Origin of the sequence: Sulfitobacter sabulilitoris (genome assembly GCF_005887615.1) — a bacterium.
Classification (GTDB): domain Bacteria; phylum Pseudomonadota; class Alphaproteobacteria; order Rhodobacterales; family Rhodobacteraceae; genus Sulfitobacter_E; species Sulfitobacter_E sabulilitoris.
In genome coordinates this window covers 749,108-761,691 of sequence record NZ_VANS01000002.1, presented here as the reverse complement: position 1 = coordinate 761,691, position 12,584 = coordinate 749,108, and the positions used below count along the sequence as shown (strand labels likewise).

Below are 12,584 nucleotides of genomic sequence, written 5' to 3'. Positions count from 1 at the left end.
GTTGCGCTGCAACTGCGAAAGACTTAGAGCGGTGCGCAAACGAAAAGGATGCATCGACATGGCCCACGACGGACAAGATCTGACAGTTGCAACACCGGTGATTCTGGATGGCTTGCTGGCCCTGACCTCTGATGCGATGGCGCCCGTGGATGCCCTGCTTGAAACCGCAAAGGCCCGTGTGCGGGTCATGGTTTCTGAAAACGGGCGCGTGTCGGGACCGCTGGTCGAGGCGCACCAGACCGCCGCACATGGGCTGGCATGGCTTGCCACCTACGCCGAATCGCTGCGCGAGATGAACAAATGGGCCCAATCTCTGAACGATCAGGGCAAATTCGGGGAAACCGAGCAGTTGATTCTGCAGATCGCTTTTGGTGAATACCTCTGGCAGATCTACGGCGGCATCCAGATGAACCAGGGCGAGGTCGTGCGGCTTCAGGATCTGGGGCTGGACCAGACGGAAATGCGCGGCCTGATGGATGCGGCGGTTCAAACACTGACCCGGCACGGCAATACACAAGCCGCGCGAAGCCGCCTTGTCGCGCTGATGCAGGAGCACTCGGCCAATATCACCGTCGGCGCCAGCGGTCTCGACGACGAACTTGAAATGATCCGCGAGCAGTTTCGCCGCTATGCCGTCGAAAAGGTCGAACCCTTTGCCCATGAATGGCACCTCAAGGACGAATTGATCCCGATGGAGGTGATCGAGGATCTGGCGGAAATGGGCGTCTTCGGTCTGACCATTCCCGAAGAATTCGGCGGCTTCGGCCTCTCCAAGGCGTCGATGTGCGTCGTGTCGGAGGAATTGTCGCGCGGCTATATCGGCGTAGGCAGCCTCGGCACCCGGTCCGAAATCGCGGCCGAGCTGATCCTCGCGGGCGGAACCGACGCGCAGAAAGCCAAGTGGTTGCCCCGTCTTGCCAGCGCAGAGACATTGCCAACGGCCGTGTTCACCGAACCCAACACCGGATCCGACTTGGGCAGCTTGCGGACACGCGCCACCAAGGACGGCGACGACTACAAGATCACCGGCAACAAGACATGGATCACACATGCCGCGCGCACCCATGTGATGACCCTGCTGGCGCGCACCGATCCGACCACGACCGACTATCGCGGCCTGTCGATGTTCCTGGCGGAAAAGACACCCGGCGACGACGCCAACCCCTTCCCCACCGACGGCATGACCGGCGGCGAAATCGAGGTCCTGGGCTATCGCGGAATGAAGGAATACGAACTTGCCTTCGACGGCTTCCACGTCAAAGGAGAGAACCTGCTGGGCGGTGAAGAGGGCAAAGGCTTCAAACAGCTCATGGAAACCTTCGAGAGCGCGCGCATCCAGACCGCCGCCCGCGCGATCGGCGTGGCGCAATCCGCGCTCGATATCTCCATGCAATACGCGCAGGATCGCAAGCAGTTCGGCAAGTCGCTCATCGAATTTCCGCGCGTGTCCAGCAAGCTGGCGATGATGGCGGTGGAAATCATGGTCGCGCGCCAACTCACGTACTTCAGCGCGTTTGAAAAGGACCAGGGCCGCCGCTGTGACGTCGAGGCGGGAATGGCCAAGCTTCTGGGCGCACGCGTTGCCTGGGCGGCCGCGGACAACGGGCTACAGATCCACGGCGGCAACGGCTTCGCACTGGAGTACAAGATCAGCCGCGTGCTCTGCGACGCGCGCATCCTCAATATCTTCGAGGGCGCGGCGGAAATTCAGGCGCAGGTCATCGCCCGCCGCATCCTGGGCTGATCCAAACCCAGATCAACACATATCCCCGGGCCCTGCGCCCGGGGAGCCGCACCGACAACAACTGCGCCCCGGCACGAAATCGCCCGTTTGCTGCATAGCAGCGAAGATCACTTGCGCCACGCCATACCGCGCCGTATCCCCGTGGCATGAGCAAGCCGAGACTGACTCGCCAGAATTGGATCGATACGGGCTTGCGCGTGCTTGCGCAGCAAGGCCCAGGCGCATTGGCCGCCGAACCGCTGGCGCGGACGATGGGCACGACCAAGGGCTCTTTCTACTGGCATTTCAAGGATGTGGCGACCTATCACGCCGAAGTTGTCGCGGATTGGCAGGCGCGGGCCTTTGCACAGGTGCTGCATGCGCTCGAAGAAGATGGCGCCCCCGACGACCGGCTGCGCCGGTTCGGTGTCGATCTGCTCTCCGATCCGGTCGAAATGCCCCTGCGCGGGTGGGCCAACACCGACAAGACCGTGGCCAAGGCGCTGGCGCAGGTGGATGCCGAGCGTTTGACCTATGTCGCCAGCCTGCTGGCTCAGCTCGGCCTCAAGAACCCCGGATTCGCCCGCGCCTGCATCGGTGCACTTGTCGGCATGCCGCAGCTGCCCGGCGCCGGGCAAAAGGCAAGCGTCACGGCTTACGATACGATGATTGACACGGTCCTGGCACTGCGCTGATCGTGCTGCATCGACACACGCAACGGGGATCGTCTTGCGCCTGCTCCTGACACTTTCGATACTCGGGTTTCTCGGATGCGCCGACGAAACCGTCACTGCCTATGGCGCCGCTGACAAGACCTGGCGCCTGACCGAACTCTCGGGACAACCCTTTTCCGCCAACGCCACGCTGACCTTTCCCGCCCGGGGCAAGATCGCAGGCAGCGCCCCCTGCAATCGCTATACCGCGGACATGACCGTGCCCTATCCGTGGTTCGAAACCGGCCCGATCGCGGCCACGCGGCGGGCCTGCCCCGATCTCGATGCCGAATCCCTCTATTTCGATACGCTCCGGGCGATGACCCTCTCCGAAGTGCTGGGCGACACGCTGATCTTGTCCACTCCCGGCGGCGCGCACATGGTCTTTACGACGACCGGCGGTTGACCGCCTCGACGAACCGCGCACGCGCCTCGGGCAGTGGGTTGTGCCCCAGGTCGCGCGCCAGATGCTCCGACAGGAAATACCCGGTGGTCACGAAAGCCTGCGCAATCTGGCTGTCCGGCGCATCGCCCTGCCCTCGCAGCACCGGCGGCAAGGGCAACATCCGATCGGCCCAGTCGCCCGCGCCCGCGCGTGACACCGCGCGCCCCGACTTGGGCGAGACATAGACAAGACCGTCCCGCGCCCCGGTCACCGCACAGGCCGAAAGATCAAGCCCGTATCCCATTTCCTCCAGCAGGCTCAGCTCCCAGCGCAGATACGCCAGCGGCCACAGATCGTCCTCACCCAGCAGATCCAGCAGCGCCTCGGTCCGTGCATAAAGCGGCGGATGTGCCTCTCGCTCCGGCAAACAGAACAACAACAGCGCCGTGACCGCGTTCAACCCCTTGAGCGACAAACCAGATCCCATCGCCGCGACCGCGCGGCTGCGCACCGGCTCAACCGTGAAACCTCCGATGTGATCCTCCAGACGCGCGCGCCATTTCAGGTCTAGCTGCGCACCGGGTTGCAGGATGGGCGCGATCTTGCGACTTGTGCCGCCCCGCACCACACCCGCATGACGTCCGTGCGCCGGCGTGAAGACCTCGATGATCGCGGATGTCTCTCCGTGACGGCGCGCGCTCAGCAAAATACCCTGATCGCGCCACTCCATCACACCAACCCCGGCGCATCCAACAGATGTCGGCCCTGCCGGTCCTCCACCTCGATCACCCAAACATCGGGATCGAACCCGCGCTGGCGCGAAATCGTATCGTCCACTTCGCGCTCCGGCCCTTCGACCAGCACCACCCAACGGCGATCCCCCGTCATCAGATCGAAACTCCGCTGGAACAGCGCCGCCCGCTCGTCCAGCGTACTCAGCTTGACCAAAACTGCGCCACCGGTGTCATCGCCATGCGCCACAACAAAGGCCGGTATATCCAGCATCCGCAACCGCGCCAGATAGGCATCGACCCAGAACCGCGCCGTCAGCCGGGGCATGATGAACCGCCCACCGGCTTCTTTGGGTCGGAAATACTCCCGCCGGAGGCTCCCGACCTCACAAAGCGCTCAGTCGTTTCCATCCTTGAACTCCAGCCCCATCTCGGAATAGCGCTCGGCCTCCTCCAACCAGCCGGGGCGCACCTTGACCTGCAGGAAAAGATGCACCTTGCGACCCAGAAACTCCTCCAATTCCTCGCGCGCCGCCTTGGACACGGATTTGATGGTCTCGCCCTTGTGGCCGAGCACGATGCCCTTGTGACCGTCGCGTACCACATAGATCAACTGGTCGATCCGCGCCGATCCATCCTTGCGCTCCTCCCAGTTCTCCGTCTCGACCGTCATTTGATAGGGCAATTCCTGATGCAGCCGCAGCGTCAGCTTCTCGCGCGTCATTTCCGCCGCGATCATGCGCATCGGCAAATCGGCGATCTGGTCCTCGGGATACAGCCAGGGCCCTTCGGGCAGCTCCTGCGCCAGCCACTGCCGCAGCGTGTCCACTCCGTGCCCCCGCTCGGCTGAGATCAGAAAGGTTTCGGCAAAGGCAAAGCGGTCGTTCATCTCCTTGGTCAGCGCCAAGAGCCTCTCGGCCTGCACCTTGTCGATCTTGTTGATGGCCAGCGCCACGGGGCGTCCCTTGCTCACGTCGGCAAGCCCTTCGAGAATCCGCTCCACGCCTTCGCTCACGCCGCGATGCGCCTCGATCAGCAGCACCACCACATCGGCGTCCGCGGCCCCGCCCCAAGCGGCGGCGACCATCGCGCGGTCCAGCCGGCGGCGCGGCTGAAAAAGACCCGGCGTATCTACGAACACGATCTGGCTCTCGCCCTCCATCGCCACGCCGCGGATGCGCGCGCGCGTCGTCTGCACCTTGTGGGTGACGATGCTCACCTTGGCACCCACCATCCGGTTGAGAAGCGTGGATTTACCGGCGTTCGGCTCTCCGATCAGGGCGACGAATCCGGCGCGGGTGGTCATTGGCTCTTCTCCAGTTCAGTCAAAAGCGCTTTCGCGGCGGCCTGTTCGGCCTGACGTTTCGATCCGGCGGTGGCGCTTTGCTCCGCCCCGTTCTCAAGACGCGCGGTGATGGTAAAGACCGGCGCGTGGTCGGGGCCCTTGCGTGCCGTTTCGGTATAGGCAGGCGGCGGCAATCCGCGGGCCTGCGCCCATTCCTGAAGGGCCGTCTTGGCATCGCGCGCGTCCTCCTCGACCTCGCGCACCCGCCGCCCCCAAAGCCGCAGGATCAGTGCCTTGGCCGCTTCGAAACCGGCATCCAGGTAGACCGCGGCGATCACCGCCTCGATCGCATCGCCCAAAAGCGCCTGCTTGCGCCGTCCACCCGACAGCATCTCGGACCGTCCCAGCCGCAGGACCGTGCCGATATCGATATCGCGCGCCACGTCCGCACAGGTTTCCTTGCGCACCAGCGCGTTGTAGCGCGGGGCAAGCTGGCCTTCCGTGGCGCCGGGATCCGACGCCAGCAGCGCCTCGGCCATCACCAGCCCCAGAACACGGTCGCCCAGGAATTCCAGCCGTTGGTTGTCGTCCCGATTGGGCGAGGACATCGACGAATGTGTCACCGCGCGATTCAACAGTTCAGGCCGGGCAAAACGATGACCCAGCCGCTCTTCGAATGCCCGCAATTCCGACGACAGTTTCACTCGACCCTCTTGAAGAACCGGTCCCCGCGCCAGGTCCAGAAAAACAGCATCGACCGGCCCGCCGAGGAAAACATGATCCGATCCGCCCGACCGATCAGGTTCTCGAACGGCACGAAGCCGACACCGCCCGCCGGTTGGGCCAGTCGGCTGTCGGCGGAATTGTCGCGGTTATCCCCCATGAAGAAATACTGCCCCTCGGGCACGGTATAGACGCCCGTGTTGTCCGACGCCTGGTTCCCGATATTGAGAACCGCATGCTGCGTCCCGCTGGGCAATGCTTCGATCGCACGCGACTTGATACAGGCTCCACCGTTGCCGACAGGCCCGTTTTCGCACCGCGGGCGCAGGGCCTGCGGGCCTTGCGGCGCCATTTCCTCGGTGAAATCGCCGTCGGGCGTCTGCGGCGCCGCAACCCCGTTGATATAGACCACGCCCTGTCGCACCTGAACGGTTTCGCCCGGCAGTCCGATCAGCCGCTTGATGTAATCGCGCCCCGAGACCGGGTGACGGAACACGACCACGTCGCCGCGCTTGGGCTGGTTGGCAAACAGCCGCGTATTTTCGCCGTCAAAGACACCGCAGATATCCTTGGCGTCCACGTCGATACCGAACCGCGGCAGCATCACACTGGGGCACGACGCATAGGAATAGCCGTAAGCCATCTTGTTCACGAACAGGAAATCGCCGATCAGCAGCGTCTCCTTCATCGATCCGGACGGAATCCAGAAGGGCTGAAAAAACAGGGTCCGGAACACACCTGCGATCAGCAACGCATAGACGATGGTCTTGATCGTTTCGACAAAGGCGTTTCCGGTTTTTTCCTTAGCGGCCATGCGGCGCTCCATCTGGTTAGGTTTCGCCTACATGCGGGGGCAAGGGGGGCAAGTCAAGGCGAGCGCGTCGCGGCATATATTCCCGCAGGGTCTAGCGCTGAACGGCGCGCGCCTCGATGACGACAAAGGCCTGGGCCCAGGGGTGATCATCGGTCAGCGTGACATGGATGATCGCCTCGTGCCCCGGCGGCGTCATCGCGGCCAGCCGCTCCGCCGCCCAGCCGGTCACTTCCATCACGGGCTGACCGCTGCGCAGGTTGCTGACGGCCATGTCCTTCCAGGCAATTCCCATACGCAAACCGGTGCCCAGCGCCTTCGAACACGCCTCTTTGGCGGCCCAACGCTTGGCATAGGTGCCCGCGACGTCGCGGCGCCGCTCGGCCTTGCGCTGTTCGACCGGGGTGAAGACACGATTTCGAAACCTGTCGCCAAATCGATCCAGCGTGCCCTGGATGCGCTCGATATTCGCCAGATCCGTGCCAATCCCTAGGATCATGCCGCACCCCGCGCCGACGTCACGGAACTTTTCAAACATTCCGGTCCGTTTTCTGTCCCGGAAACCGCGTGCACCATCACCCGCGCGCCTCGTCCATGAGGCGGCGCATCTCGGTGATCGCAGGGGCCAGGCCGCGAAAGATCGACTCGCCGATCAGGAAATGCCCGATGTTCAGCTCCACCACCTCGGGAAACGCCGCGACAGGCTGCACCGTGTCGTAGGTCAGGCCATGACCCGCGTGCACCTCAAGCCCCAGATCATGGGCAAACGCGGCCATCTCGCGCATCCGCTCCAATTCGGCGTCGCGCATATCGAAATCGCCCTCGGAATGCGCATCGCAATAGGCGCCGGTGTGCAATTCGATCACCTGCGCGCCGATCCGGTGCGCCGCTTCGATCTGGCGCCGCTCGGCGGCGATGAAGATCGACACGCGGCATCCCGCGTCCGCCAGCGGTGCGATGAAATGCGCCAGCCGGTTTTCCTCACGCGCAACTTCCAGCCCGCCCTCGGTGGTCCGCTCTTCACGCTTTTCGGGCACGATGCAGACCGCGTGCGGCTTGTGGCGCAACGCGATCGCCTGCATCTCGTCCGTCGCCGCCATCTCGAAATTCAGCGGAACGCTCAGAACCCCCATCAGCCCTTCGATATCGGCATCCGAGATATGCCTGCGATCCTCGCGCAGATGCGCGGTGATGCCGTCGGCGCCCGCCTCCTGCGCGATGCGCGCCGCACGCAGCGGATCGGGATACGGGCCGCCGCGCGCATTGCGCACCGTTGCCACATGGTCGATGTTCACGCCCAGACGCAGTTTGTTTTTCGATGTCATCTCCGTGGCTCCTTTGCCTGTTCCCCCAGGGTGATCGCGATCACTCCGCCTTGCGTTTGGCGTCCGCTTTGGCCGCCGCCTTGGCCTTGAGCGCATCGAACTTGGCCTTGATCACCCCGCGCCGGCGTTTTTGATAGGCCCGGATCAACGGAACACTCAGGTAATAACTGATCGTCGCGCAGAAAAGACCGGGCAGAATGCCGCCGATCAGGTAGGGAAAGAACACCTGATCGTAGAACACCGACAAGCCGTCCCAATCGGCCTCGGCATCGGTGAACATGGCCAGGAAATTGAACCACAGATCCTGCCCCGCGTCCGAGAACTTGCCGCCAAAGGACCGCTGCGTGCGCGCATCCAGTGTCGTGCCCAGCAGCCAGTGCCCGGTGGACAACGACGCGATGCCAATCGGCACATAGGTCAGCGGATTGCCAAAGAAGGTCGCCATCAGAGACGCAAGGATATTGCCGCGCATCATCCGTGCAAGTGCTGCCGCCACTAGAAAATGCAGCCCGTAGAAGGGTGTGAAGGTGGTGAACACCCCCGCCCAGATGCCGCGCGCGATCCGCTCGGGGCTGTCGGGCAATCGCCGGACCCGGTGCTTGACGTAGTGAAACGCCCGCGCCCACCCGCCGCGCGGCCAGACAAACTCGGCCACCGCACGCAGGGCCGGTTTCGGATCGCGGCGTTTGAAAATCAACTGTCGTGTCCTTTCCTGCGGTCGTCCGCGCGGCGCGATTGCGTATGCCACGGGCATCAGCGCGCCCTAGAACTACGGCGCTTGTTTGGCCGCAGTGTGATTTTGCGCCTCGGTTTCGCCCGAAGCGCGGGACATGTTGCGGTATCGCGACAATGCCGCGACCTCGCTCTCGGCCTCAAGCGTCAGCATTAGCGAATGCAGATGCGCCACGTCCCGCAACTCCACATAGATCAGCAGGCGGTAAAAGTCAGGTTTGCGGTCCAAAAATTCCAGGTTGGAAATATTCGCGCGCGTTTCCCCGATCAAGGTACAGATCCGCCCCAGCGCGCCCGCGTCGTTGCCCAATGTGACATCGAGCGTCGCACCATAGACGGCCGGATGGCTGCCGTCGTGCCAGTGCAGATCCAGCCAGCGGTCCGGTTGGTCCTCGTAGGCGCTGAGCCGGTCGCAATCGATGGCATGTACCACGACACCCTTGCCGCGAAAGGTGATGCCCACGATACGCTCGCCCGGCAGCGGCTGGCAGCAGGGCGCACGGTCAAACGATTGCCCCGGCTGAAGGCCGATGACCGCGCGGCGCGCATCCACCTTTTCGCCCACTTTCGGTGTCAGTTCGGGGTACACCGACTGCACCACCGCGCGCCCGGTGATTTCGGCACTGCCCAGCCGCGCAAGCAGATCGCCCATGCCGTCCAGCCGCAGGTTTTTCGCCGCCGTGGCCAGCGCCTTGTCGGTGGCCCGCTTGCCCACGTGCTCAAAGGCGGACCGCGCCAATTCGCGCCCCAACTTGATGAACCGCGCACGGTCTTCCTCGCGCAGCGACCGGCGGATCGCCGTCTTGGCCTTGCCGGTCGTGGCGATATCCAGCCAGGTCGCCTGCGGGGTCTGCCCTTCGGCCGTGATGATCTCGACCGACTGCCCGTTCTTCAGCCGGGTCCAAAGCGGCACGCGCATCCCGTCCACCTTGGCGCCGACGCAGGCGCTGCCGATCCGGGTGTGAATCGCGAACGCGAAATCGATCGGCGTCGCGCCGCGCGGCAGCTTGACCACCTCGCCCTTGGGCGTAAAGCAGAACACCTGGTCGGAATACATCTCAAGCTTCACGGCCTCGAGGAAATCCTCGTGATCCTCCTCGGCGTCGAACTGTTCGGTCAGCTGCGCGATCCACTTGGCCGGATCGACGGCAAAGGGGTTCTGACTGCGCACGCCGTCACGATAGGACCAATGTGCGGCCACGCCGGTTTCGGCGACATCGTGCATCTGGCGGGTTCGGATCTGCACCTCGACCCGCTTGCCGTCGCGCCCCGACACGGTGGTATGGATGCTGCGGTATCCGTTGGTCTTGGGCTGGCTGATATAGTCCTTGAACCGCCCCGGAACAGCGCGCCACCGCTGATGGATGGCCCCAAGCGTGCGATAGCAGTCTTCCTCGCTCTGGGTGATGATGCGAAAGCCGTAGATGTCACTGAGCCGCGAAAACGACTGTTCCTTTTCCTGCATCTTGCGCCAGATCGAATAGGGCTTCTTGGCCCGGCCGAACACTTCCGCCTCGACGCCGGCCTTGCCCAGTTCCAGCCGCATGTCACCGGTGATCCGCTGGATCACATCGCCGCTTTCGCGTTGCAGGGTAATGAACCGTCGGATGATGCTGGCGCGGCCCTCGGGGTTGAGCACGCGAAACGCCAGGTCCTCAAGCTCTTCGCGCATCCATTGCATGCCCATGCGGCCGGCAAGCGGCGCAAAGATGTCCATCGTCTCGCGGGCCTTTTGCGCCTGCTTGTCGGCGCGCATCGCCTTGATGGTGCGCATGTTGTGCAACCGGTCCGCAAGCTTGACCAGAATGACCCGCAGGTCCTTGGACATCGCCATGAACAGCTTGCGAAAGTTCTCGGCCTGCTTGGTCTCGGTCGAGGCAAGCTGGATGTTGGTCAGCTTGGTGACACCGTCGACCAGCATCGCCACCTCGTCGCCGAACCCCTCGGCCACGGCCTGATAGGATGCCTTGGTGTCTTCGATGGTATCGTGCAACAGCGCCGTGATGATGGTCGCATCGTCAAGCTGCTGTTCGGTCAGGATGGCCGCGACCGCCACGGGGTGGCTGAAATACGGCTCGCCCGAGTGGCGCGTCTGGCCCTCGTGCATTTCCATCCCGTAATCATAGGCCGCGCTGATCAGCTTGGCGTTGGCCTTGGGGTTGTAGACCCGGACCAGTGCAATCAGGTCGTCTGCGGTTATCATGGCTTCCGCCTCTTTGGACGGGCCACAGGTGCGGGTTTAGCCCTGCCCCTGCGCGGCCATCAGCTGGCGCAGAAGCATTTCTTCGGACATGCTGTCTTCTTCCGGCTTGTCCTCTTCGGCCCCCATCAAAAGCGCCATTGCGTCTTCCTCGGGCTCATCCACCTCGATCTGGTTCTGGTTGCTTTCGATCAGGCGCTCGCGCAGTTCGTCCGCGCTCTGCGTCTCGTCCGCGATCTCGCGCAGGCTCACAACGGGGTTCTTGTCGTTGTCGCGGTTCACGGTGATCGCGGCTCCGGCGGAAATTTCGCGTGCGCGATGCGCCGCCAGCATGACCAGCTCAAACCGGTTGGGGACTTTATCGACGCAATCTTCAACGGTGACGCGGGCCATGGAATGCTCCAGTATCGTATGTGTTCCAGAAGACCGTTATTTAGGGGCGATCGACACGATTGACAAGGCGATATTCGGCGCTAACCGACCGCCCTGACCTGTTCCAGCACCGCCTTGGGCAACTCATCCCGCATCTGCCGCACGCTCAGCCCGAGCACCGGATGCCGCCAATCCGGCGCGACATCGCACAAAGGCACCAGTACAAAGGCGCGGTCCTGCATCCGGGGATGTGGCAGGATCAAGCTGTCGGGCGACGTGGTCATCTGCGTCTCCAACGGCATTTCACGCCACATTTTGTGGGTCTCGGGGTCCGGCAATACAAGATCGTCGTGCGCGATCAGATCCAGATCCAGCGTGCGCTGCCCCCAGCGCCGGTCCCGCGCCCGACCGAATTCGGACTCTATGCGGTGCAACTGTGTCAATGTCTGCCGGGGGGTCCAATCACACTCCGCCGCCACCGCGGCATTTATATAGTCAGGCCCCCCGCCCGCAGGGAATGCAGGTGTGCTATACTGCTGACTAATTTGACGAATCACGGCGCCCGCCGTGACCAATACCTTGAGAGCAGCATTGATTGTTACCGCCGGGCTTCCCGCATGCGACGGCATGTTTGCGCCCAGCGCTATAAGTATTGTTGACCGGATTTGTGGCAGCACAACTGTCATTTCCGGCCTTGGGTTGTCTTGCGACATATGAAATAAGCCCAATTTTGCAGCGCCTATCGTTCAGGGCTTTCAACCACTCACACTCCGCCCCTCAGTCGAACGATGACATCGGAAGGACCTATTATGTTTTACAAGGACGAACGGCTTGCGCTGTTCATCGATGGATCGAATCTTTATGCTGCGGCCAAATCGCTCGGCTTCGACATCGATTACAAGCTCTTGCGACAGGAATTCATGCGTCGTGGAAAGCTTTTGCGCGCATTTTACTACACAGCCCTGCTTGAAAGCGACGAATATTCACCGATCCGCCCACTGGTGGACTGGCTGAACTACAACGGCTTCACCATGGTGACAAAGCCCGCCAAGGAATACACCGACAGCATGGGCCGGCGCAAAGTCAAAGGCAACATGGACATCGAACTGGCGGTGGACGCGATGGAACTTGCGCCACGGATCGATCATATCGTGCTGTTTTCCGGCGATGGCGATTTTCGCCCGCTGGTGGAAAGCCTGCAGCGTCAGGGCGTGCGCGTCTCTGTCGTCTCGACGATCCGCAGCCAGCCGCCGATGATCTCCGATGACCTGCGCCGCCAGGCGGACAATTTCATCGAACTCGAAGACCTCAAAGACGTGATCGGACGCCCGCCGCGCGAATCCTACAGCGACCGTGATGGGACAGCTGGCTGACCCGACACACGAAAACCTGATAATCCCCAAAGACCGCCACATCCGCCCCGCAGCGATCCCGACACCGTCATCGGCTGGTCGGACGCGCGGGGCAGCGGACCCGCGCCCCGCCCAGCGCCCAGTGCGCCGACGCGGCATCCGGCCTCGCGGCCCTTTCGCAAGCATTCCGACTGACCCCGCGGTGCATGTTTGGCCCCTGCGTCAGACGAAC

General features: G+C 63.1%; 15 protein-coding genes. 4 read left to right on the top strand and 11 right to left on the bottom strand.

Annotated features, from left to right (window positions below; all coding sequences use genetic code 11):
- Window positions 1-58 precede the first annotated feature (58 nt).
- The 3 genes from FDT80_RS12155 (at window position 59) to FDT80_RS12145 (ending at window position 2,842) form a co-directional block, all read left to right on the top strand.
- Window positions 59-1,744, top strand: a complete 1,686-nt coding sequence (locus FDT80_RS12155) for an acyl-CoA dehydrogenase family protein (RefSeq protein WP_138662530.1) — start codon at window positions 59-61, stop codon at window positions 1,742-1,744.
- Between the two features lie 146 nt (window positions 1,745-1,890).
- A complete protein-coding gene (locus FDT80_RS12150; RefSeq protein WP_138662529.1) occupies window positions 1,891-2,418 on the top strand; it encodes a TetR/AcrR family transcriptional regulator in 528 nt (175 codons plus the stop codon).
- Between the two features lie 34 nt (window positions 2,419-2,452).
- The gene (locus FDT80_RS12145; RefSeq protein ID WP_138662528.1) at window positions 2,453-2,842 is read left to right on the top strand and encodes an META domain-containing protein; all 390 of its coding nucleotides are present in this window, start codon (window positions 2,453-2,455) and stop codon (window positions 2,840-2,842) included.
- On the opposite strand, the gene recO is transcribed toward FDT80_RS12145, so the two are convergent.
- The 11 genes from recO to folK all read right to left on the bottom strand — a co-directional run bounded on the left by recO (window position 2,823) and on the right by folK (window position 11,686).
- Window positions 2,823-3,551 carry a DNA repair protein RecO gene (recO, locus tag FDT80_RS12140; protein WP_138662527.1) on the bottom strand — a complete coding sequence of 243 codons (729 nt, stop codon included), beginning with the start codon at window positions 3,549-3,551 and terminating at the stop codon, window positions 2,823-2,825. The two genes, FDT80_RS12145 and recO, sit on opposite strands and share 20 nt — an antisense overlap.
- Window positions 3,551-3,880, bottom strand: coding sequence for a DUF1491 family protein (locus FDT80_RS12135; protein ID WP_138662526.1), 330 nt, complete (start codon window positions 3,878-3,880; stop codon window positions 3,551-3,553). Before FDT80_RS12135 ends, recO begins: the two co-directional genes overlap by 1 nt.
- A 69-nt stretch (window positions 3,881-3,949) precedes the next feature.
- Window positions 3,950-4,858, bottom strand: coding sequence for a GTPase Era (era, locus tag FDT80_RS12130; protein WP_138662525.1), 909 nt, complete (start codon window positions 4,856-4,858; stop codon window positions 3,950-3,952).
- A complete protein-coding gene (gene rnc, locus FDT80_RS12125) occupies window positions 4,855-5,541 on the bottom strand; it encodes a ribonuclease III (RefSeq protein WP_138662524.1) in 687 nt (228 codons plus the stop codon). The genes era and rnc overlap by 4 nt, the downstream gene beginning before the upstream one ends.
- Entirely contained in the window at window positions 5,538-6,374 is an 837-nt protein-coding gene (lepB, locus tag FDT80_RS12120) for a signal peptidase I (protein WP_138662523.1), read from the bottom strand. Before lepB ends, rnc begins: the two co-directional genes overlap by 4 nt.
- A gap of 91 nt (window positions 6,375-6,465) precedes the next feature.
- Window positions 6,466-6,870, bottom strand: coding sequence for a holo-ACP synthase (gene acpS / locus FDT80_RS12115; RefSeq protein WP_138662522.1), 405 nt, complete (start codon window positions 6,868-6,870; stop codon window positions 6,466-6,468).
- A 76-nt stretch (window positions 6,871-6,946) separates the two neighbouring features.
- Window positions 6,947-7,696, bottom strand: coding sequence for a pyridoxine 5'-phosphate synthase (locus FDT80_RS12110; RefSeq protein ID WP_138662521.1), 750 nt, complete (start codon window positions 7,694-7,696; stop codon window positions 6,947-6,949).
- A 40-nt stretch (window positions 7,697-7,736) separates the two neighbouring features.
- Window positions 7,737-8,393: a DUF2062 domain-containing protein gene (locus tag FDT80_RS12105; protein ID WP_138662520.1), complete on the bottom strand. Its 657-nt coding sequence runs from the start codon at window positions 8,391-8,393 to the stop codon at window positions 7,737-7,739.
- A gap of 72 nt (window positions 8,394-8,465) precedes the next feature.
- Window positions 8,466-10,631, bottom strand: a complete 2,166-nt coding sequence (locus FDT80_RS12100) for a RelA/SpoT family protein (RefSeq protein ID WP_138662519.1) — start codon at window positions 10,629-10,631, stop codon at window positions 8,466-8,468.
- A 36-nt stretch (window positions 10,632-10,667) separates the two neighbouring features.
- On the bottom strand, window positions 10,668-11,021 hold the full coding sequence (rpoZ, locus tag FDT80_RS12095) for a DNA-directed RNA polymerase subunit omega (RefSeq protein WP_138662518.1): 354 nt from the start codon (window positions 11,019-11,021) through the stop codon (window positions 10,668-10,670).
- A gap of 80 nt (window positions 11,022-11,101) precedes the next feature.
- Entirely contained in the window at window positions 11,102-11,686 is a 585-nt protein-coding gene (gene folK, locus FDT80_RS12090; protein ID WP_138662517.1) for a 2-amino-4-hydroxy-6-hydroxymethyldihydropteridine diphosphokinase, read from the bottom strand.
- A gap of 123 nt (window positions 11,687-11,809) precedes the next feature.
- Here folK and FDT80_RS12085 point away from each other — a divergent pair, with 123 nt between their 5' ends.
- Window positions 11,810-12,373, top strand: coding sequence for a LabA-like NYN domain-containing protein (locus tag FDT80_RS12085; protein ID WP_138662516.1), 564 nt, complete (start codon window positions 11,810-11,812; stop codon window positions 12,371-12,373).
- The last annotated feature ends 211 nt before the right edge of the window (window positions 12,374-12,584 follow it).